The organism is Streptomyces abyssalis, assembly GCF_001751365.1.
Taxonomy (GTDB): Bacteria; Actinomycetota; Actinomycetes; order Streptomycetales; family Streptomycetaceae; genus Streptomyces; species Streptomyces abyssalis.
On record NZ_LJGT01000037.1, the window covers coordinates 832,167 to 853,760 of the forward strand.

The 21,594-nt window shown below is 72.1% G+C and carries 15 protein-coding genes; 13 read left to right on the top strand and 2 right to left on the bottom strand.

The window, feature by feature from the left end:
- The first annotated feature begins 48 nt into the window (after positions 1–48).
- The 5 genes from AN215_RS06830 (at position 49) to AN215_RS06850 (ending at position 4,646) form a co-directional block, all read left to right on the top strand.
- Entirely contained in the window at positions 49–321 is a 273-nt protein-coding gene (locus tag AN215_RS06830; protein ID WP_070009651.1) for a phosphoribosyl-ATP diphosphatase, read from the top strand.
- Between the two features lie 114 nt (positions 322–435).
- Positions 436–1,284 (top strand): ATP phosphoribosyltransferase, encoded by an 849-nt coding sequence (hisG, locus tag AN215_RS06835; protein ID WP_070009650.1) that lies wholly within the window; start codon positions 436–438, stop codon positions 1,282–1,284.
- Between the two features lie 29 nt (positions 1,285–1,313).
- Positions 1,314–1,760 (top strand): PH domain-containing protein, encoded by a 447-nt coding sequence (locus AN215_RS06840; protein WP_070009649.1) that lies wholly within the window; start codon positions 1,314–1,316, stop codon positions 1,758–1,760.
- 250 nt (positions 1,761–2,010) lie between these two features.
- Positions 2,011–3,396, top strand: coding sequence for a hemolysin family protein (locus AN215_RS06845; protein ID WP_070009648.1), 1,386 nt, complete (start codon positions 2,011–2,013; stop codon positions 3,394–3,396).
- Complete coding sequence (locus tag AN215_RS06850; protein WP_070009647.1) at positions 3,393–4,646, top strand: hemolysin family protein; 1,254 nt, start codon at positions 3,393–3,395, stop codon at positions 4,644–4,646. Before AN215_RS06845 ends, AN215_RS06850 begins: the two co-directional genes overlap by 4 nt.
- Here AN215_RS06850 and AN215_RS06855 read toward each other — a convergent pair.
- A complete protein-coding gene (locus AN215_RS06855; protein ID WP_070009646.1) occupies positions 4,567–6,636 on the bottom strand; it encodes an AAA family ATPase in 2,070 nt (689 codons plus the stop codon). The two genes, AN215_RS06850 and AN215_RS06855, sit on opposite strands and share 80 nt — an antisense overlap.
- Before the next feature lie 505 nt (positions 6,637–7,141).
- Positions 7,142–7,744 (bottom strand): uridine kinase family protein, encoded by a 603-nt coding sequence (locus tag AN215_RS06860; protein ID WP_070009645.1) that lies wholly within the window; start codon positions 7,742–7,744, stop codon positions 7,142–7,144.
- Positions 7,745–7,920: 176 nt separating this feature from the next.
- On the opposite strand from AN215_RS06860, the gene AN215_RS06865 reads away from it, so the two are divergent.
- The 8 genes from AN215_RS06865 (at position 7,921) to AN215_RS06900 (ending at position 21,567) form a co-directional block, all read left to right on the top strand.
- Positions 7,921–9,291: a C39 family peptidase gene (locus tag AN215_RS06865; RefSeq protein WP_070009852.1), complete on the top strand. Its 1,371-nt coding sequence runs from the start codon at positions 7,921–7,923 to the stop codon at positions 9,289–9,291.
- Positions 9,292–9,621: 330 nt separating this feature from the next.
- Positions 9,622–9,828, top strand: coding sequence for an MbtH family protein (locus AN215_RS06870; RefSeq protein ID WP_070009644.1), 207 nt, complete (start codon positions 9,622–9,624; stop codon positions 9,826–9,828).
- A gap of 419 nt (positions 9,829–10,247) precedes the next feature.
- On the top strand, positions 10,248–11,294 hold the full coding sequence (locus AN215_RS06875) for a 3-oxoacyl-ACP synthase (RefSeq protein ID WP_338057907.1): 1,047 nt from the start codon (positions 10,248–10,250) through the stop codon (positions 11,292–11,294).
- Positions 11,291–11,548: an acyl carrier protein gene (locus tag AN215_RS06880; RefSeq protein WP_070009643.1), complete on the top strand. Its 258-nt coding sequence runs from the start codon at positions 11,291–11,293 to the stop codon at positions 11,546–11,548. Before AN215_RS06875 ends, AN215_RS06880 begins: the two co-directional genes overlap by 4 nt.
- The gene (locus tag AN215_RS06885) at positions 11,545–12,726 is read left to right on the top strand and encodes an acyl-CoA dehydrogenase family protein (protein ID WP_070009642.1); all 1,182 of its coding nucleotides are present in this window, start codon (positions 11,545–11,547) and stop codon (positions 12,724–12,726) included. Before AN215_RS06880 ends, AN215_RS06885 begins: the two co-directional genes overlap by 4 nt.
- On the top strand, positions 12,723–13,796 hold the full coding sequence (locus tag AN215_RS06890; protein ID WP_070009641.1) for an HAD-IIIC family phosphatase: 1,074 nt from the start codon (positions 12,723–12,725) through the stop codon (positions 13,794–13,796). The genes AN215_RS06885 and AN215_RS06890 overlap by 4 nt, the downstream gene beginning before the upstream one ends.
- Positions 13,797–13,808: 12 nt before the next feature.
- Positions 13,809–15,773 carry a non-ribosomal peptide synthetase gene (locus AN215_RS06895; RefSeq protein ID WP_070009640.1) on the top strand — a complete coding sequence of 655 codons (1,965 nt, stop codon included), beginning with the start codon at positions 13,809–13,811 and terminating at the stop codon, positions 15,771–15,773.
- A gap of 67 nt (positions 15,774–15,840) precedes the next feature.
- On the top strand, positions 15,841–21,567 hold the full coding sequence (locus AN215_RS06900; RefSeq protein WP_070031122.1) for a condensation domain-containing protein: 5,727 nt from the start codon (positions 15,841–15,843) through the stop codon (positions 21,565–21,567).
- The last annotated feature ends 27 nt before the right edge of the window (positions 21,568–21,594 follow it).

Genomic DNA, 21,594 nt, shown 5'->3' on the forward strand with positions numbered 1-21,594 from the left:
ACCCGGGCGCAGGAGGCCGCCGCACCTCCACGTAGAGTTGGGAACACCATGGCGAACAAGACATTCGAGGAGCTCTTCGCCGAGCTCCAGGACAAGGCCGCCAACGGCGACCCCATCACCTCGCGCACGGCTGAACTGGCCGCCCAGGGCGTGCACTCCATCGGCAAGAAGATCGTCGAGGAGGCCGCCGAGGTGTGGATGGCGGCCGAGTACGAGGGCGACGAGCGCACCGCGGAGGAGATCTCGCAGCTCCTCTACCATCTGCAGGTCCTGATGATCGCCCGCGGCGTCAGCCTTGAGGACGTATACGCTCATCTCTGAGCCGCCCGGACGCCCGCACACGGCTCCGATCCCCGGTTCCCCGCACATCCCGCCGCACGCCCGTCCCGCCCTCCCCACCTGCTTCACGTCTCCCGAGCAAAGGAAGCCCGCACCATGCTGCGCATCGCCGTCCCCAACAAGGGTTCACTCTCCGAGCCTGCGGCGGAGATGCTCCATGAGGCCGGTTACAGGCAGCGCAAGGACCGGCGCGAACTGGTGCTGACGGACAGCGAGAACGACGTCGAGTTCTTCTTCCTTCGCCCCCGCGACATCGCCGTCTACGTCGGTTCCGGCAAGCTCGACATCGGCATCACCGGACGGGACCTGCTGCTCGACTCCGGGGCGCAGGCCGAGGAGATCCTCCAACTCGGCTTCGCCGGCTCGACCTTCCGCTACGCCACCCGCCCCGGCACAGCCAAGGACGTCAGCGAGTTCGGCGGCATGACGGTGGCCACGTCCTTCGCGGGCATCGTCCGCAGCCACCTCGCCGAACACGGCGTGGAGGCGTCCGTCGTGCACCTCGACGGCGCCGTGGAGACGGCCATCCAGCTCGGCGTCGCCGAAGTCGTCGCCGACGTCGTGGAGACGGGCAGCACCCTGCGCAACGCCGGACTCGAGATCATCAGCGAGCCGATCCTGCACTCCGAGGCCGTGGTCGTACGCGGCACCGACGCCTCCGGCGACGACCCGAAGGTCGGCCAGTTCCTCCGTCGCATGCAGGGCGTCCTCGTGGCCCGCCGGTACGTGATGATGGACTACGACATCCGCGCCGAGCACCTGGAGCAGGCCGTCGCCCTCACGCCCGGCCTGGAGTCGCCCACCGTGTCCCCGCTGCACGACCAGGGCTGGGTCGCCGTACGCTCCATGGTGCGTACGAAGGAGGCGCAGCGGATCATGGACGACCTCTACGAGCTGGGCGCCCGCGCCATCCTCACCACCGGCATCCACGCCTGCCGCCTCTGATCCGCCGAGCGCACCCCAGGAGGATCCGGATGTCCGAACTGCCCGCTCTGCCCGTCACGTTCCGTCCGAACCGCACGCGGGCCGTTCTCATCACCGTCGGTGTCGCGCTCTTCGCCGTTCTCACGGTGGTCGCGCTGACGCTGCCGTCCGCCGGCCCGGGGGAGCGGGTCACCTTCGTCTTCACGGGGCTGTGCTTCCTCGGCGTACTGCTCATGCTGTCGCGTCCGCATGTGACCGCCGACGAAAGCGGAGTCACCGTCGTCAACCTGACGACCAGGCGCCGCCTCGAATGGGCGGAAGTGCTGCGCGTCAACCTCCGCCAGGGCGACCCCTGGGTCAGCCTCGACCTCGCCGACGGCACGAGCCTCGCCGCCATGGGCATCCAGCCCGGAATCGCGAGGGAGCGGGCGATCGCCGACGCCGCCGCGCTGCGTGCGCTGGCGGAGAAGCACGGCACGGGAGAGACGGTGCGCTGATGCGCTGACGGGTGTCCCCGGCACGCCCCGCTGCGGAGCGGTCACAGCCTGCTGAGGATCCCGGGGCGGAACCGATTCGTCCGCCGGTTGCCTCTGCCGTGCGCCTCACGGACATGTTTACTCTGGTCGATACGGCGGACCCAGCCGCCCCCCACCGCGACCCGCTACCCGAGGAGTGACCCCCGTCAGAGATGGACGGATCGTCCTGTAGTACCTGCGCTGTGTCCCCCGCCCTCCGGGGAGACACAGCATGACCCTTTCGCTCGCACTCCTCGCCGCCGCGTTCGTGCTGATCCTCGCCAACGGCTTCTTCGTCGCCGCGGAGTTCGGCCTCGTCACGGTCGAGCGGCCGGAAGCCGAACGGGCCGCCGCCGAGGGCGACCGCCGCGCCCGCGCCGTCACCTCGGCCCTGCGTGAGCTCTCCTTCCAGCTCTCCGGCACACAGCTCGGCATCACGATCACCTCACTCGTGGTCGGCATGCTCTGCGAACCGGCCCTCGCGCATCTGCTGAGCGCTCCGCTGACGGCCGCGGGTCTGCCCGAGGGAGCCGTGCACGGTACGGCCGTCACCATCGGCATGCTCGTCGCCTCCGCCGTGCAGATGGTCATCGGCGAGCTCGTGCCGAAGAACTGGGCCGTCTCCCGGCCGCTGGCCGTGGCACGCTTCGTCGCCCGGCCGCAGCGGCTCTTCTCCACCGCGTTCCGGCCCGTGATCACGCTGCTCAACGCCCTCGCCAACCGCATCGTCCGCGCGTTCGGCGTCCAGCCCGCCGAGGAGCTGGCATCCGCCCGCACACCGGGGGAGCTGGTCTCGCTCGCCAGGCACTCCGCGAAGGCGGGAGCCATCGAGCAGGACACCGCCGACCTCTTCGTACGGACGCTCTCCCTGGCGGGCCTGACCGCGCAGCACGTGATGACACCGCGGGTACGGGTGAGCGCGCTGCAGACCGGCGCCACGGCGGAGGACGTCGTCAACCTGACCCGAGCCACCGGCCTTTCCCGCTTCCCCGTCTGCCGTGAACGTCTCGACGAGATCACCGGCACCGCGCACCTCAAGGACGCCCTGGCCGTCCCCGCGCAGGAACGGCTGCGCACCCCCGTCGACGACATCACCGCCCCCGCTCTGCTGGTCCCGGAGACGCTGCCCGTGCAGCCGCTGCTGGAGCGTCTGCGCAGCGAGGCGCCCATCGCGGTCGTCGTCGACGAGTACGGCGGTACGGCGGGAGTGGTCACCCTGGAGGACATCGTCGAGGAGCTCGTCGGCGAAGTACGCGACGAGCACGACGAGCACGACCTGCCGGCGCTCGCCCCCGCCGCGCCCGACCCGGAGGGCCGTCCCGCCTGGGACGCCGACGGAGGCTGCCGCGTCGACGTGCTGCGCCGCATCGGCCTCGACGCACCGGACGGCCCGTACGAGACCGTTGCGGGCCTCGTCGCCGACCGCCTCGGCCGCATTCCCGCACCCGGCGACACCGCGCACCTTCCCGGCGGCACCGGCGGGCCGGACTGGCAGCTGAGGGTCCGGCTCGTCGACCACCACCGCGCCGAGCGTGTCCGGATCGTACGGACCGGGGAGAACGGGCGCGGCGTGCCACCGCCCCCCCGGGCCGTGCCCGCGGAGAGGATCGTGCGGTGAGCGCCCTCCAGCTCCTCTTCGCCGCACTGCTGGTGCTCGGCAACGGATTCTTCGTAGGGGCGGAGTTCGCGCTGGTCTCGGTGCGCCGCAGCCAGATCGAACCGCTCGCGGCGGCCGGATCGGCCCGCGCCCGCCGGGTGATGAAGGGCCTGCAGAACCTGCCGGAGATGATGGCCGCCGCGCAGTTCGGCATCACGGTGTGCTCGCTGACGCTCGGCGCCGTGGCGGAACCGACCATCGCCCATCTGCTGGAGCCCGTCTTCGACGCGGTGCGGCTGCCCGAAGCGCTGATCCACCCCGTCGGATACGTCGTGGCGCTGGCCGTCGTAGTCGTCTGCCATCTCGTCATCGGCGAGATGGTGCCGAAGAACCTCGCGATGGCGGCTCCGGAACGCACCGCGCTGTGGCTGAGTCCCGCCCTGGTCGCCTTCGCCCGGCTGTGCCGGCCGCTGACGGCGGGGCTCGGTGAGTGCTCCAAGGTCGTCCTGCGGCTCTTCCGCGTCGAGCCCAGGGACGAGGTGGAGGCCGCGTTCACCAGCGAACAGCTCACCCGTCTGCTCGCCGACTCCCGCCAGGCGGGACTGCTGGACCACGAGGAGCACGAACGCCTCTCCGACGCGCTCGAACTCGGATCCCGTGCGGTGACGGACGTGCTCCTCGCCCGCCGGTCCCTGGTGACGGTGGGCCCCGGCGTCACACCCCGCCAGGTCGAGGAACTGACCGTGCGCACGGGCTACTCGCGCTTCCCGATCTGCGCGCCCGACGGCGCGTTCATGGGCTATCTGCACGTGAAGGACATACTCGACCTCACCGAGGACGACCGCGCCGTGCCGCAGCATCTGTGGCGTGCCATGACCACACTGCGTGCCGAACTCCCCCTGGACGACGCCCTCGCCGCGATGCGGGGCGCGGCCTCGCACCTCGCCGCCGTGGCGGACGCCTCGGGACGGGTGCTGGGAGTGGTGGCCCTGGAGGACGTGCTGGAGATGCTCGTCGGCGAAGTGCACGACCCGGCGCACGAGTCGGCGGGCGCACCCCCGCAGCAGCGGAGCGGGGGAGGGGCGGCCGGCACCGCGGACACCGGGGAGAGCGAGGTCTCTTCCCCCTCCGCCGGTACGGCGGAGGGGGAAGTGGCGGCCGCGGGAACGGAGGCGGCGGAGGAGGAGCCGGTCAGGACAGCGGAGGCGGCAGGTCCGGACGCGGACCGTCCGGGCCCCGGCCGGAGAGCACCTCACCGTACGCCTGCATGAGGTCCGGAAGCCGGAGGGTGGCCAGATCGTCCCGCGTCGGTGTGCCCGGGTAGCCGGAGAGCCGCAGGTCGCGGTACGCGCAGCTCTTCTCGTACAGAGTGCGCAGGAAGCGGCCGTTGCCCAGCTCGTCGACCCAGCCCTGGTCGACGACGTGCCCGCTGATGCTGCGCATCTCCTCCAGGCTCTCCTCGTCCCACACGTCGCCGTTCTCGGCGGCCAGGACCTCGCCGATCGCGGTCAGTTCCAGCGGCCGGTAGCTGGGGAAGTCGACGCGCGTCGTGAAGCGCGAGGAAAGCCCCGGGTTGGCGGCCAGCAGCCGGTCCATGCCCTCGCGGTAGCCGGCGAGGATCACCACGAGCTGGTCCCGGTTGTCCTCCGCGCGCTTCAGCAGCACCTGCAGGGCCTCGTCGCCGTACGCGTCGCCCTTGCTGTAGCCGGAGTTGGACAGGGCGTACGCCTCGTCGACGAAGAGGACGCCGCCCATGGCCGAGTCGATGAGCTCGTTGGCCTTCACGGCCGTCTGACCGAGGAACTCGCCTACCAGATCGGCCCGTTGGGCCTCCACGAGATGGTCGCCGCCCAAGAGTCCCAGCGCGTAGAACGCGCGGCCGAGTATGCGTGCCACCGTCGTCTTGCCCGTACCCGACGGGCCCGAGAAGACGAAGTGGCGCTTCGGCGGCTGCACCGGCAGGCCCTGCGCGGCACGCAGCCGCGCCATGTGCAGCTGGGCCGAGAGGGCACGCACCTGCCGCTTGACGGGCTCCAGGCCCACCATCCGCTCCAGCTCTTCCAGCGCCTGGGCCAGCAGCACCGGGTCGGAGGGCCCGGTCAGCACCCGGTCGGCCGCCGTGCCGGCGGTGTGCGGCACCATCCGGTCCCGTACGGCGTCGGAGTCGACCCGTACCGGCTCCGCCGGATCGCCCGAGTCCTCCAGGCGCAGCGCGTCCGCGCCGGGATCGACGTCCGGGTCGGCGCTCTCCGCCGGGTCGGGCACGACGGGACCGCCCGGCCCGTCGAGGCCGGAGGCGCCCTTGGTGACACCGGGCCCGCCGTCCGCTGCGGCGGGCTCTGCGCCGGCGGGCTGCTCCGCCGTCTCGGTGCCCGTCTCGAAGGGGGCGTCCAGCCCTTCCAGGCCGTCGGGTCCCATCCGGCCCCCGGCGCCCGTGTCGGTACCGGCGAGCGTGACGGCCGCCGCCAGGTCGCCGTTGTCGCCGAGGCCGTCGCCCTCGGCGATCGTGGTGAGCCGCGCGGCCGTGTCCATGAACGCCGGGTCGATGCGGTGCACCGCGCGGTACAGCGGCAGGGCGGCGGCGCTGCGCCCGGTGCCCTCGCGGGCGCGTGCGAGCCAGTAGCGCAGCTCCTTGCGCTGCGGCTGCTCGCTGCGGCAGCGCATCAGAGCGGCCGCCAGCAGCGGTTCCGCCTGCCCGTACATCTCCAGACGCACCCGCGCCATCCCCGCGAACAGCCCCGCCTCTATGCCCAGCAGAGCGTCGTCGACGAGAGGTTCGGTGTGCGCCACCAGGCGCTCCCAGTCCTTGGCGAGGTAAGCGCGGCACGCGTGGAGGAACCGCACCTGAGGGTCGGTCTCCACGGGGGGACAGTCCGCGAGCGCCCTGTCCAGCTCGGCGACGTGCCGTCCGTCCAGCCAGTGCGACGCGTGCGCCAGCAGCAGATCACGGTCGCTCTCCAGCACCGGCTGCACCCACCACCCCAGCCAGTACCAGGAGTTGAGGTTACGGGCGTGCCGGGAGCGCTGTTCGCCGAAGCGGCCGCGGTTCTGGTACATGCGCAGCAGCGCCGTGGCGGTGTCGGCGCGCAGCGCGTGCAGCCCCAGCCAGCCGTCGGCCATGCCGGGGTCGAGCCGCACCGCCGTGTGGAACTCCTCCTCGGCCTGGGCGTACTGGCCGACGGTGTAGGCGTCCACGCCCCGCAGCCAGGCAAGGTCGGCAGGGGTGTGCAGATGCGGGCCGCCCTGCGTGCCGTAATCCATCACGTCCCCCACGAAACGTCCCCCGTCATCCGCCGACGGCCCGCCCGATCCGTCCCCGGGCCCCCTGCCCCGGAGCCCCGGCGCCTGGGCAGCCGGATGAGGTGTGGGACGAACGTCCGTACTCCGGGCGGGAATTGAGGCTCGTTGCCCCTGGTTTGCCCGATGTCCCGCTGCCCTACGCATCGTACCTGCGGGATCGTCCCGGCCGAAGGGTGGTGCAAGCGGTGCGGGGCGGGCCTGTGGGGCCAATCCGCTGCGAGCGGGTCCGGTCACATACGGTGAACCCCGCCGCGGTGGGATTCGCGCAGAACGGAACGCGGGCAGAACGAAGCCCCCGATCACGGGGGAACAACCGGGGGCTTCGCGTCTGCAGGCGACCTGTACAGACCGCCTGTTGGAAAAGTAATTCCTGTGAGGCTCCCGGGTCAAGCGGCCCTGTCAGGCAGCATGCGGAAGACGGTCCTGGAACCCCCAACGGGTCACCGAGCGTGAGGAGTTGGGACTGTCAGCGGTCTCCCGCGGGCCCCTCACGCACCTGGAATCCCAACTCTCCCTGGCGCACCAGGAAATTCGCAGATGAATACGAGGAGTCCTCCGCGAAGTGCGCTGTCTCCGCGCGCGTCCAGGCTTCCCAGAATTCCTTCAGTTCCGGGCCGTCCCGCTCCCGGCCGCGCCGCCAGGCGTCCCCGGCCGCCATGTCCATCCACAGCAGACAGGCCAGACGCGGGCGCAGCGCGCGCCGTCCCGCGCCGACGCCCTCCAGCACGACCACGGGCGCGGGAGGCAGCAGGGTCGTGGCGTCCGGGCCGTCGGGGAAGGCCGCGCGCGTCCAGTCGTACGCCGTGTAGCGGGCGCTGCGGCCCCGCGACAACGGGGTGAGCACCTGTTCGTCAAGCCGGTCCGTCCAGTCGAAGAAGGCGTCGTGGCTGGCCAGGTCGTCCAGATGGAGTACGGGAGCACCGGCGAGGGCTCGGCTGAGCAGGGCGGCGAAGGTCGTCTTGCCTGATCCGGCATGCCCGTCCACCGCGATCAGCCTGACGGGCCCGCACGACGGGGGAAGTGCCCTCAGCCCGGCGGCGAGCGCGGCGACGGAGCGGGGCCTGGACACCGGATCAGTGTACGGAACCGCCCGAGGGCTGCCGCGGCCTCCCCGTGTCACTGGTCCACTCCAATATTGGTGAGTGCGTCGGGCCGGACTGCTGGCCCGGGGGGCGCCGGAGCGGGGATAGTGGCACTCTGACGCGCACCTGCCGCATGGGAACCGAGGTTGAGGGATCTATGGCCATGAACAGCAGACCCACCACGCGCCGCACCGTACTCGCCGCCGCCGTCGCCACAGCGGCCGTGGCGGCCTCCTCGCCGGCTTCCGCCGCGGAACGGGCCGGCAGGCCCGGGCGAGCGGGAGGCAGCAAGCCGAAGGTCTCGCTGCACAGCTGGAACACCCGCAGCGACTGGGCGGCAGGCAAGGCCGAGGGCACACGCGTGGCCGGGGGCGGCCGTCCCGCCGTCGTCTTCGAGACCCCTATGGGCACGGCGAAGTACAAGGACCCGCACACGGGGGAGAGCGCCACGTGGGAGTACGCCACGTGGACGTCGCCGCTGCGGCCGGCGGGCCTCGCGGCGGGCGAAGTCATCACCTCGTGGAACGCCCACACCCCGAAGGGCACCTGGCTGCGCGTCGAACTCCACGGCGTCTACTCCGACGGCACGAAGACGCCCTGGTACACGATGGGCGTGTGGACCTCCGGCGACGGCAAGGACGTGCCGCGGCGCACTTCCGTCGACGACCAGAGCGACGGCAAGTCCAGTGTGTGGACCGACACCTTCGCCATCGACGAGCTGGACAGCGGGCTGCGGCTGGCGGCGTACCAGGTGCGGCTGACGCTCTACCGCGCGCTGGCCAGCGGGGCCGAGCCGGCCGTGTGGCGGCTGAGCGCCATGAGTTCGGACGTGCCCGACCGCTTCACGGTCCCGGCCTCCAAGCCCGGACCTGGCCGCGGGATCGAGCTGGAGGTGCCGCGCTACTCGCAGGAAGTGCACAAGGGCCGGTACCCGGAGTACGACGGCGGCGGAGAGGCCTGGTGCAGCCCCACCTCCTCGCAGATGATCCTCGAGTACTGGGGCCGCAAGCCGTCGGAGAAGGACCTGGAGTGGGTCGACCCCGACTTCAGCGACCCGCAGGTCTGCCACGCGGCCCGCTACACCTTCGACTACCAGTACGAGGGCTGCGGCAACTGGCCCTTCAACGCGGCCTATGCGGCCACCTACCGTGACATGGAGTCGGTGGTCACCCGGCTCGGCAGCCTCACGGACGTGGAGCGTCTGGTGGCGGCGGGCATCCCCGTCATCACCTCGCAGTCCTTCATCGAGTCCGAACTGGACGGCGCGGGCTACGGCACCGCGGGCCATCTGATGACCGTCATCGGCTTCACGCGGGACGGGGACATCATCGCCAACGACCCGGCCTCGGAGGACAACGAGGCCGTACGACGTGTCTACAAGCGCCGCCAGTGGGAGAACATCTGGCTGCGCACCAAGCGCAAGGACGCGGACGGCAAGGTCAAGTCCGGTACGGGCGGCGTGTGTTACCTGTACTTCCCGACCCGCCTGAGCGGCGGCCAGCGCAAGGTGCTCCGGGAGCTCGGGGTGCGCTGACGGGCCGGCCGGGCCCGTCCGAACAGCGCTGACCGTGTGCCCCGTCCGGCGGGAGACCGCGGACGGGGCACACCCGTGCCAGGGGGCGGGAAGGTGCGACGTCGGAAGCCGGGGGTTTCCGGAAGGGCAGCCGGGGTGTCGTCCCGGCCGTGAATCCGGATCGGAAGGCGAAATCATCCCTGTGCGGGTGAATCACCCTTTCGCCCTTGCAGCGCGGGGAGAGTTCCATTCATCCGCGAAATACTTGCGGGGCGTCCGTGGCTGCGGGAGTATGCACCGCCGAGAGGGTGGGGGAGCGGCTTTCCACTCGCATACCGGGGAGAGAACCTGATGAGCAATCCGTTCGACGACGAGAACGGCTCGTTCTATGTACTCGTCAACGATGACAAGCAGAATTCGCTGTGGCCCGCGTTCGCGGAGATCCCCGAGGGCTGGACGATCGCCTTCGGCGAGGACACCCGTCAGGCGTGCCTCGATCACATCGAGGAGAACTGGACCGACATGCGACCCGCCCACCTGGTGAAGGAGATGGGCTGACGGCGTTCGCCGCGGGCTTCTCGCGGCCCAGCGCGCCCGGGTGGGGCCCGGTTTGCGGCGGCAGTGCGGCTGCCGCGGCGGGCCTGAGCCTTCGCCGGAGACCGGCGCCAGTGGTCTGCACCGGTGAAAGGACCGGCGGCCTGTGACCCCGCCTGCGGATACGTGCCGCCCGTTTTCCGGAATGCATGGTTCCGGCCTGCGCGAACGACTTAATCCGGGCAGAGCGTTCATTCTCGGCGAACTCCCAGGAAAAATCGCCCAGAACGATCCTCCGCGGCGTGCGGAGTCCTCTCCAATACAGGAAAGCGCGGCCGAACGGGCGCCTTTTCGCGGTGAATATCCATTCTGATTTCCGCTCTTCTCCCGGCCGCGCCGTCCCTGTAGCATCCCGCCCGACCAGAAGAATTCGGGGAGGATGCGTGACGCCTCAAGTCGCGGGAGAACGCGCGTTTCCGGTGGCATTGCGGAGCGCCGCCTGGCATGTGCCCGAGGCGGCGGTCGCGGTGCCGGAGCTGCCCGAACTGGCGTCGCTGAGCGCGGGCGAGCGGGGCACATGTCTCGCCCTGGGCATCGAGACGGTACGGGCGGACGACGGCCTGGGTGCGACCGCGCTCGGCGAACTCGCCGCCCGCGAGGCGCTCGACCGGGCCGGGGTCGCCGCCCGCGACCTGGGCGCCCTGATCGTCGTGGAGCCGCGTGCTCCTGAGACGCTGCTCAGCTCCGAGGCGACCAGGCTGCAGCATCTGCTGGGCGCGGAGAGGGCGGTCACCTTCACGGTGGGCGGCCTGGGCTGTGTGTCCATCACGCCGGCGCTGCTGGCGGCACGTGGACTCATGTGCGCCGACCGGGACTTGGGCGACGTGCTCGTCGTGCACGGCAGCAAGCCGGCCACCACGGGCCGCTACCGCCACCCCGTGACGGTGAACGGCGACGGCGGCCAGGCGCTGCTGCTCTCCAGCACCGTCCCCGGGCCCGCTCCGGTGCGGCTCCTGGACATCGTCCAGGAGACCAACGGTGAACACTGGGACCTCTTCCACGTGGAATACCGGGACCGGCCTGCCGGCGAGTGGCGGGAGGTGTGCCGTGACTCCTCCACGTACTCCTTCCGGCTCGCGATGGAGAGCCGCGGCAGGCTGTCGGGTCTGCTGAGCGGGCTGCTGGAGCGCAACGGGCTGAAACCCGGCGACGTCCGCGGCCACCTCAGCCAGAACCTCTCGGCGGCCGGCTTCACCTTCACCGAGGAGTCCCTGGGGATCGGCATCATGCCGGTCTGCCGGGAGAACCTGCGGCGCTACGGGCATCTGGGCCCCAACGACGTCTTCCTCAACCTCTACACGGCGATGGAGCGCGGGGACCTCGCCGAGGGAGACCACGCCGTGCTCATCAACGTGAGCCCGGTGGCGGCCTGGAGCGTGCTGCTGGTCGAGATCGGACCTCAGCAGGAGACGGGAGCGCACGCACAGTGAACGACATCACGCGGGAGATCACGGAATTCCTCTCGGCGGCGCTGCGCAGCGAGGTCGGCCCGGACGACGACTACTTCGCGCTCGGCCTCGCGGACTCGCTCTTCGCACTGGAACTCGTGACCTTCGTCGAGAGCCGCTTCTCCCTGACCGTGGAGGTCGAGGACCTCGACCTGGAGAGCTTCCGCACGGCGAACCGCATCACCCGGTTCGTGCAGCGCAAGACCGGGTCGCCCGAGTTCACCGAGAACCGGTGAACCGGGCACCGGGAACGGGGAGTCCGGCGGTCGCCGAGGCCGCCCGGTTCGCCTCGGAGGTACGGGGCCGCGCCGCCGCCTGGGACCGCGAGGGCGGCCTGCCCGCCGGCGTGCTCAAGGAGGCCGCCGCCGCGGGCCTGCTCGGGGCAGGCATCCCGGAGCGCTTCGGCGGGCAGGGCGTCACGCCCGCCGAACTGGGCGAGATCTGCGCGCACTTGGGCGGCGTGTGCAGCGCGCTGCGCGGACTCGTGACGGTGCAGGGGATGGTCGCGGCGGCACTGCACCGCTGGGGCACCGGGGAACAGCGTGCCCGGTGGCTGCCGGCGCTGGCGGGCGGTGAGCTGACCGCCGGCTTCGCCGCCACCGAGGAGGCCGCGGGCAGCGCCCTTTCGGCCGTCCGCACCCGGATCGAGGACGCGGGCGACGGTGAGCATGTGACGGTCACCGGCCACAAGAAGTGGATCACCTTCGGGCAGGTCGCCCAGGTGCTCCTGGTGCTGGGACAGGACAAGGGCAAACCGGCAGCGGTGGTCGTCGAGGCGGACCGCGAAGGTGTCAGCCGGGAGCCCGTGGGCGGCCAGCTGGGCATGCGGGCAGCGCAGATCGCCCACATCGGGCTCGACGCGGTGCGCGTACCGCGGACCAATCTCGTCGCCCCCTCCGGGCTGGGACTCTCCCACGTCGCGGGCACCGCGCTCGACCACGGACGGTTCACCGTGGCATGGGGCTGCGTCGGCATGGCCGAGGCCTGCGTCGAGGACGCCACCGCGCACGCGGCCGCCCGCACGCAGGGAGGCGAGGCACTCGCCGGTCACCAGTCCGTACGGGCACTGCTTGCGAAGGCCGCGGTCGAGACCGCGGGGGCGCGTGAACTCGCCCGCCGCGCCGCCGAGTTCCGGTCCGGCGGCGCGCCGGGGTCGGTGACGGAGACCATCGTCGCCAAGTACGCCGCCGCCGCGGCCGCCGCCTCCGCGAGCAGCACCGCCGTACAGGTTCTCGGCTCGGCCGGCTGCGAGCCGGACAGCCGTGCCGGGCGGCACTTCCGGGACGCGAAGGTCATGGAGATCATCGAAGGAGCGCAGCAGGTGGCCGAACTCCACATCGCGGAGCAGCTGATGCGCCGCCACGCGGGCAGGGGCCCGGCCCCCGCCTCCCCGGCCGCGGAGGTGCGGGCATGACGGCCGCCGCGGACGCCGCACCGGTCGCCCCCGTCGTCAAGTGCCTCGTGTGGGACCTCGACGACACGCTGTGGGACGGGGTCGTGCTCGAAGGCGACGAGCCGGAGCCCTTCCCCTCCGCGCTCAAGACGCTGCGTGCGCTGGACGAGCGGGGAATCGTGCACGCCGCCGCCAGCCGCGGCGAGTACGCCGTCACCTCGCGGCATCTCGGCCGGCACGGTCTGGAGGAGTGGTTCTGCGACGTGCAGGTCGGCTGGGGCACCAAGTCCGACGCGGTCCGCCGCATCGCGGAAGGACTCAACATAGGCCTCGACACAGTGGCGTTCGTCGACAACGACCCGGTGGAGCGCGCGGAGGTGGCCTCCGCGCTGCCCACGGTCCGCTGCTACCCGGCGGACCAGGCCGGTGCGCTGCCCGACCTGGCCGAATTCCAGCCGGAGTTCGTCACCGAGGAAGCCGGCAGGCGCAGGCAGCTCTACCGCACCGAACGGCGACGCCAGGTGGCCGAGGAGGAGTTCGGAGCCGACCGGCAGGGCTTCCTCGCCTCCCTCGGCCTGGAGATGACCGTACGGGACGCCACCGAGGACGACCTGTCACGCGCCAGTGAACTGACCGTACGGACACACCAGCTCAACACCTCGGGCCTGACGTACGACGCGGACGAGCTGAGGCAGCTGGCGGCGTCGGACGCCCACCGGGTGCAGGTCGCCGCGCTCCGCGACAGGTTCGGCGACTACGGGATCATCGGTCTGGCCGTGACCGAACTCACCGCGGGCGACGCGGTGCTCCGCCTGATGCTGATGTCGTGCCGGGTCGCCTCCAGAGGGGTGGGCACCGTGCTCCTCGACCATCTGGTCCGCGATGCGGCCGCCGGCGGACGTCGGCCCGTCGCGCACTTCGTGCCCACGGAGACCAATCGCAACATGCTCGTCACGCTGCGGTTCGCGGGCTTCGCGCCCGTCACGGACGAGCAGGAAGCCGGCGGGCCGATGGTCCTCGCCGTCGATCCCGGGAGCCTGGCGACCGCGCCGCGGCAGACCCATGTACGAGTCGTCAGCGGAACGGACTGAGGTGGGACCACAGTGGCGCACGAGTCCGCGGAAGCCGTGGAAGGACGGGCCGAGGTGACGGCCGGGCAGCCGTCCGCGGCCGGGGCCGCACCGCCGCCGCTCCTGGAGCGGTTCCTGCGGCAGGCCCGGCATGCGCCCGACGCGACCGCGCTGATCGTCGGCGGCGTGGAGCTGACGTACCGCGAACTCGACCTGGCGTCGGCGGCGTTGGCGGACAGGCTGCGGCGGCGCGGCGCGGGACCCGGCCGCGTCGTGTGCCTGCGCCTCGAACAGAACGCCGTCGCCGTCACGGGAATCCTCGCCGCACTGCGCACCGGAGCGGCCTGGGCGGTGGTGGAACCGGACCAGCCGCCGAGCAGGCTGCGGGCGCTGCTCGCCGACACGGACTGCGCGGTCGTGATCAGTTCAGGTCCCGACCCGGTGCTGGGGAGCGTGCCGTCCGCTCCCGGTCTGCTCGACGTCGCCGGGCTGGAGGCGCGCGAACTCGTCCTGGAGGGCGAGGCGTCCGTCTCCGCGGGCGGCTCGGACCCCGACGGCACCGGCGTGCCCGACGCCGCGCCCGCCTACATCGTCTGCACCTCTGGATCCACGGGAGCCCCGAAGGGCGTGCTGGTCAGCCGGGGCCAGCTGGCCACGTCGATCAGCCCCAGGGAACCGGTCTACGGCTCCGGCCGCTGCACCTTCCTGATGGCGATGCGGATGTCCTTCGACGGGATGCTCGGCGGCATGTTCTGGTCGTTCACGAACGGCCACACGCTGCTGCTCCCCGACGAGAAGCAGCTGAAGCAGGTGCACGAACTGGCCCGGCTGGCAGCGGAGTACGAGGCCACGCATCTCATCGTCGTCCCCTCCTACTACCGGGCGCTGCTGGAGGAGAGCCGGCACCTGCCGGAAACCCTGCGGCTGGTGGTCGTCGCCGGCGAGCCGTGCACGCAGGATCTGGTCCGGCTCCACCACGAGCGGCTGCCCGGCACCCCGCTCGCAAACGAGTACGGCCCCACCGAGACGACCATCTCCTGCACCGTCCAGCCCGGCCTCGACCCGTCCTGGCAGCGGATACCCATCGGCAGGCCCTGGGAGGGCGCCGAGGCACGCGTGCTCGACGAGCGGCTGCGTGAAGTGCCCGCGGGGGAGCGGGGGGAGCTGTACATCGGCGGCGGTTTCGTGGCGCTCGGATACGCCGGGCAGCCCGCCAGGACCGCCGAGCGGTTCGTGGCGGATCCGTACGGACGACCGGGAGCGCGCCTGTACCGCACGGGCGACATCGCGCACGTCGACGAGACCGGCGCGCTGCACTGCCACGGCAGAACCGACCACCAGGTGAAGATCCGCGGCACCCGTGTGGAACTGGGTGAGACCGAGGCCGCACTGGAGGACCACCCGGGCGTGGGGCAGGCGGTGGTGGTGTGCGACAGCTCCCGGGCGGAGCCCAGGCTCGTCGCGTTCCTCACGCCCGCGGTTCCCGGCGAGTGCACACCGTCCTGGCCGGACCTGCGCGCCCACTGCGGCGAATTCCTCGTCGAGCAGGCGGTGCCGGTGCTCTTCCACACGCTGGAGCGGATGCCGCTCAACACCAGCGGCAAGGCGGACCGCGCGGCACTGAAGGCGCTGATCCCGGAGGCGGCGGCCGGGGCGGGCGGGGCCACGGCCGCACGAAGCGGGGGCGAAACCCTCGGGGCCCCGCGGGGCACGTCCGGGCCGGCCGCGGCAGGTCATCTGCGTGGCGTCACGGAGGTCTGGGCGGCCGTGCTCGGGCACGGCGAGTCGGGGGCGCACGACAACTTCTTCGCGGTGGGCGGGAGTTCGCTCAGAGTCATCGACCTGCACAAGCGGCTCGACCAGCGGTGGCCCGGCGTGCTGCGGGTCGGTGAGCTGTTCGACCTGACGACGATCGCATCACAGGCGGAAGCGCTCACGTCCCGGCTCGGAACCACGGACCCGGGGGACGAAGGCCTCCCCGCCGCCTACGAGTTGTGACGCGGGTGCCCGTGGGTCCGGCCGGTGCCGGTGAGCTGTCCATGAACGGAAAGGCGGAGAGATCGGGATGAGCGGTACGGTCAGCGCGGCACGCGGACGCGCCGGCATCGCGGTGATCGGGATATCCACCCGGTTCCCGCAGGCCGACAGCCTCAGCGGGTTCCGCGCGAACCTGCGCGCCGGCCGCGACTCGGTGCGTGCCATGCCCCGCGAACGCATCGAGGCGAGCTGCCAGGACCCCGCCGCCGATTATCCGCACCAGGGGTACCTGGACCGCATCGACCTGTTCGACCACGAGTTCTTCGGGCTGTCGCGGCGCGAGGCGGAAGTGACCGACCCCCAGCACCGGCTGGCGCTGCAGCTCACCCGCGAGGCTCTGGAGAACGCCGGATACGCGGCGTCGCACATGCGCGGCTCACGCACGGCCGTCGTCTTCAGCTCGCCCAGCAACGGCTATGCGCCGCTGGTGCGCGAAGTCGGCACCCTCAGCATGATCGGGAACATCCCGTGCGGACTGCCCGCCCGTGTCTCGCACCTGTTCGGGCTCACCGGCCCCTGCTACGGCGTGGACACCGGATGCAACGGATCGCTCGTCGCCGTACATCAGGCCGCGCGTGAACTGCGCGACGGTGACGCCGACTTCGCCGTGGCCGGCGGCGTGAGCGTACGTCACGTGGTCCCGCCCGCCGCTACGGTCGGTGCCTTCCCCGGCATCGCCTCGCCCACGGCGAAGTGCCGCGCCTTCGACGAGGGAGCAGACGGCGCCGCTGGCGGCGAAGGCGGTGCCGTGCTGCTGCTCACCACCTTGGAACGGGCCCTGGACGAGGGCGCGTTCATCCACGCGGTGATCCGCGGAAGCGCGGTCGTGCACAACGGCCGCCACTCCGCGACCATCGCCACGCCCAGCGCCAGGTCTCAGGCCGAGGTGATCAGGAAGGCCTGGCAGAACGCCGGCGTGGACATCGCGACCGCCGGCTATGTCGAAGCGCATGGATCAGGCACCCGCCTGGGCGACGCGGTCGAGGTGGAAGGGCTGGCTCTCGCCCGCTCCGGAGCGGCGGGCGCCTCCGGGGATCTGCCGGTCGGCTCCGTGAAGACCAACCTGGGACACCTTGACCATGCGGCCGGGATCGCCGGCCTGGTCAAGACGGTGCTGAGCGTCCGGCACGCCGAGCTGTACCCGACGCTGCACTTCACGCGCCCCGCCGAGGACGTCGACCTGCGTGCCGCACGCCTCGACGTGGTGACTTCCGCGCGCGCCTGGAAGGCCGACGTACGCCGGGCGGGCGTCAGCTCCTTCAGCCTCGGCGGCATCAACGCGCACTGCGTGGTCGAGCAGCCGCCCGCGGCGGCCGGGCACCGGACGCCCGCCGTGGAACGGCCCCAGCTGATCGGGGTCTCGGCACGCACCGCGGACGATCTGGTGACGGTCTCCGAGCGGCTGTCTCTCGAACTTCGCGACGCGCCATGGTCGTTGGCCGACGTCGCGAGGACCCTGAACGAAGGCAGGGACCACCACCGGCACCGGATGGGCGTCGTGGCGCGTACGGTCGCGGACCTGGCGCTGAAGCTGGCAGCCCAGGTCACCTGGCGGAGGCTGGAGGCGACTTCCTCACCTGCCTCCGGCGAGGAGGCCCCGGTGTCCGCGGGGGACGGTTCCGCCGGGACGCCCCGCGTCGTACTGCTGCTCTTCGGCGACGCCACGGGCGAACCGGCCGGTGCGGGCGCGCCGCTGCCGGACGCGCTGCCCCTGCCCGGCGGTCCCGCCGCACGGGTACGGGCACAACTCGCCGCGTACGAACGGCTCAAGGAAGCAGGAGTGCGTGTGGAGGGGCTCTTCAGCTCCGGTGCCTCCCGCTACGCGGTGCGGCATCTGCAGGGCAGACTCACGGCCGCCGACACGCAGGCGCTCACCGAGGCGGCGAACGCCTGGACCGGCGAGGGCGAGAGCGGCGCCGACGGCGACGGCGACGGTGCCTTCGGCGGCCCGCTGCGGCTCGACCGGCTCCATGCCGCCGTGGAGGAACAACTCGCCTCCGGGCCGGTGATGTTCGTCGAGCTCGCCGGCCGTGGCGAGATCAGCGACCAGCTCTCCGAGCACCTCAGCGGGCACACCGGCGCCCGGGTACTCACCCTCGGGGACGGCCCCGAGGGCGTGCTGGAGGTGCTGGGCAGGCTGTATGAGGCCCGAGTCGACCTCGACTGGACGGCGTTGAGGCCACAGGACCGCACGTCCGAACCGCGCAGGGTCCCCCTGCCGGGTCACCCCTTCCGTGGTGTCCGGTGCTGGGCGCGCCCGCTGGGCGACGTCATCCGCTTCGACGTCCCCGATGCGGTGGCGCAGGAGCCGAAGCGTCCAGGCGGCGTGCCGGAAGCGGCCGAACCGGCACCGGCCGAACCGCAGCCGGCCGAAGAGGCCGTGCCCGAGCCGCCCGAACCCGGACCGGCCGAGCCGCCGAAGTCCGAACCGGTCCAACCGGCGCCTCCGTCGGGACCCGCGGAGCCCGCACCGGCCGGGCAGCCAACAGGGCCCGGGCGCGTCGCGGCAGGCGAGCCCGGACCCGAGCCCGCACCGGCCGCCCCACCGGCTTCGCCCGATCCGCGTGCGGAGGTGCTGCCCTGGCTGCGCGGGACACTCGCCGAGCTGCTCTACGCCGACGAAGTGGCCCCGGACGCCGACTACTTCTCCATCGGTGGCAACTCCGTCATCGCCCTCCAGCTCATCGAGCGCGTACTCAGCCGGTACGGCGCCTCGCTCAAGCTCGTCGACATCTACGCGCACCCGCTCGTGTCGGATCTCGCCGCCGCCGTCGCCGACCGGATGCCGCCGCCCCAGGACGGCGCGGGCGGACACCTCACGGCTCGCGACGGGTCCACGGCCGGACCGGACACCTCCCCGTCGCCCGTGGCGGCCTCCGCGGCGGCCTCCGAGTCCGCCCACGCGGACGGGCACAGACTGCCGCCCGTCCGCCCGGGCCAGGAACCGACGCTCTCCTACGGGCAGGAGCGCATGTGGTTCCACCACCAGCTCGATCCGGACACGACCCTCTACAACCTGCCCGGTGCCTCCCGGCTGCGCGGCGAGCCGGACCTCGAAGCGCTGCGGCTCGCCTGGGAGGACCTCGCCCAGCGGCACGAGGCACTCCGTTCGAACTTCGCCGAGGTCGACGGCCGTCCGCAGCTGGTGATACGTCCCGAACTCGGCGACTTCTTCCGCGTGCTGGACGTCTCCGGGGAGCCGGACCCGGAGGCGGCGGCCCGTGCCGCCGTGCAGGAGGAGACCCACTGGGTGTTCGACGTGGCCAGCGACTCGCTGGTCCGGGTCACGGTCGTACGCATCGCACCCGGCGACCATCTCTTCTGCTGGACCATGCACCACGGCGTGAACGACGGCTGGGCCCCGCAGATCCTCATGGGGGAACTGCTCCAGTTCTACGAGGCCCGCTGCGAGGGCCGTGTACACCGGCCCGAGCCGCTGCCCGTGCAGTACAGCGACTACGCCCGTTGGCAGCGCGATCTGCTGGAGGGCTCACTGCTCGACGGCGAACTGGACTACTGGCGCGAGCAGTTGCATGATCCTCCCGCTCTGGAACTGCCCACCGACCGGCCGCGGGCCGCACGTATGGACTTCGCCGGCGCGACGTACGGCTTCACCGTCCCTGCTGAACTCGTGCGCAAGCTGCGGGCGTTGGGCAGCGCCGAGACCGCCACCCTCTTCATGGTGATCCTCACCGGGCTGAACGTGCTGCTCTCCCGCTGGTCGGGCCAGCGGGACATCGTGGTCGGCACGCCCACCATCGGCCGCAGCAGGCCCGAACTGTGGGGGCTGCTCGGCTTCTTCAACAACACCATCGCCCTGCGCTCCGACCTCTCGGGCGACGTCAGCTTCCGCGAACTGCTCCGCCGCGTACGGGCCGTCGTGCTGGGGGCGATGGAGAACCAGGAGATCCCGTTCGACAGGGTGGTCCGGGAGGTCGCACCGGACCGTGATCCGGGCCGGAATCCGATCTTCGACGTGATGTACGTCCATCAGACGCTGCCGCCCCACTTCTCCTTCGGCGAGAGCACGTTCAACCCGGGCCGCCCAGGCGGCGAGGAGGACGAGACGCCGCTGTTCCCCGGACTGCCCCCGGGCACGGCCAAGTTCGACCTGACCATGGTCGTCGCGGAGCGTCCGGACGCCGAAGAGCTGGAGGTCGCCGTCGAGTACGGCACCCAGCTCTTCGACGCCGGCACCGTCACCGCGATGACCCGGGCACTGGTGGATCTGCTGTGGGCCGCCGCCGACGACGCGGACGTCAGCCACCGGGAGCTGCCCGCCGGTCCGCCGGAGGAGGGGGAACGGCCCGGGACCGCCCGGACGCCCGCCGCGGCCCCGGTCCAGGCCGCGGCTCCCGCGCCGGCCTCGGCCCCGGTCACCGCCACACGCCCGGTCCCCGCTCCCGCCCCGCCGCCGTCCTCCAACGCCGTCTCCGCCTGCCTCCGGCTGCGCGGCGACGTCGACGCGGCGGTCATGCGAGCGGCGTTCGACGATCTGACGGAGCGGCACGACGTTCTGCGGACCCGCTTCCCGGTCCCCACCGAGCAGACGCTCTCCCCGTTCGCGCGGGACGGAGCCGCCGGCTTCTTCGGCGTGGTGGACGTCTCCGGCCGTACGGACCCGAACGCGGCAGCCCGCGACCTGGCATCGGCGCACGGGCGCACGTCCATCGATCCGGCAACGGGCTCCCCGCTGAGGGCCCTGCTGATCACCACAGGCACCGCCGACCACATCCTCGTGGTCACCACGCACCGTGAGGTCTACGACGGCGCACAGCCCGGCGTGTTCTTCGGCGACCTGCTCACCTTCTACGCCGCCCGCTCCGGCGGACTCCCGCCGGAGCCCGGCGCGCTCCCCGTCACCTACAACGACTACGCGCGGTGGCAGCGCAGCCTGCGGGCGGACGGGCTGCTGGACGGTCAACTCGCCTACTGGCGCGAGAGGCTGGCCTCGCTCAAGGCCTTCGAGACGCCCGCCGACAGGCCGCGGCCCCTGCGCGGCACGCACACGAACGCGTCTCACGGCTTCCGCATACCGGCGCCGCTCGCCGGTGAACTGATCCGCAGCGGCGCACGGGAGCGGCTCCTCGCGGGCATCGCGACGCTGCTGTCCCTCCGTTCGGGCGCGGACGAGATCGTCATCGGCCTCACCGAGGCCGCGCCCGACACCGATTCGCCGCGCCCCGGGGGGCCGGGCACGGTCCGTCCGCCCCTGGGTGAACTCCTCGGCCCGTTCGCCAACCCCCTCGCCCTGCGCATCGATTCGCGCGACGAGCCCGGCTTCGACGCCCTCACCGACCGCGTCCGCGCAGTGATCGAGGCGGCCGAGGCCCACGCGGACGTGCCGTTCGAGGACGTCCTCAAGGCTCTGCGGCTGCCGCGGCAGCCCGGGCGGGCGCCGCTCTTCGACGTCACCTACGCCCACCACGCGCTGCCGCAGGAACTCGGCGCCGCGTCGGGTCTCGACGTACGGGGAGTGAAATGGCCCGGCTCTTCCGCCGCGCGCCTGATGGTTCCCGCGCAGGCCGGCACGTGCGGAGGTGACCTGTCCTGGTCCGTGCTGGAGGGTCCCGCACCCGGCGCGCTGGACGTCTCCGTGGACTACCGCGCGGACCTGTTCGACGCCGGGACCGTGGCCGCCATGGCCGACGGGCTCGTCGCGCTGCTGAGGCTCGGACTGCGCGAACCCGCCGTACCGCTGAGCGAGTTGTGGCCGGCCGCCGCGTCGCCGCACGCGGGGCCGCACACCCGCTGACCCCCGAACGCAACGGACCGAAGGAGG

What these genes read in the sequence shown, in the direction of transcription:
- AN215_RS06865 (WP_070009852.1), top strand. Translation starts at nt 7,921, where the DNA reads ATGAACAGCAGACCCACCACGCGCCGCACCGTACTCGCCGCCGCCGTC.
- AN215_RS06845 (WP_070009648.1), top strand. Translation starts at nt 2,011, where the DNA reads ATGACCCTTTCGCTCGCACTCCTCGCCGCCGCGTTCGTGCTGATCCTC.
- AN215_RS06830 (WP_070009651.1), top strand. Translation starts at nt 49, where the DNA reads ATGGCGAACAAGACATTCGAGGAGCTCTTCGCCGAGCTCCAGGACAAG.
- AN215_RS06900 (WP_070031122.1), top strand. Translation starts at nt 15,841, where the DNA reads ATGAGCGGTACGGTCAGCGCGGCACGCGGACGCGCCGGCATCGCGGTG.
- AN215_RS06855 (WP_070009646.1), bottom strand. Translation starts at nt 6,636, where the DNA reads ATGGATTACGGCACGCAGGGCGGCCCGCATCTGCACACCCCTGCCGAC.
- AN215_RS06870 (WP_070009644.1), top strand. Translation starts at nt 9,622, where the DNA reads ATGAGCAATCCGTTCGACGACGAGAACGGCTCGTTCTATGTACTCGTC.
- AN215_RS06840 (WP_070009649.1), top strand. Translation starts at nt 1,314, where the DNA reads ATGTCCGAACTGCCCGCTCTGCCCGTCACGTTCCGTCCGAACCGCACG.
- AN215_RS06890 (WP_070009641.1), top strand. Translation starts at nt 12,723, where the DNA reads ATGACGGCCGCCGCGGACGCCGCACCGGTCGCCCCCGTCGTCAAGTGC.
- hisG (WP_070009650.1), top strand. Translation starts at nt 436, where the DNA reads ATGCTGCGCATCGCCGTCCCCAACAAGGGTTCACTCTCCGAGCCTGCG.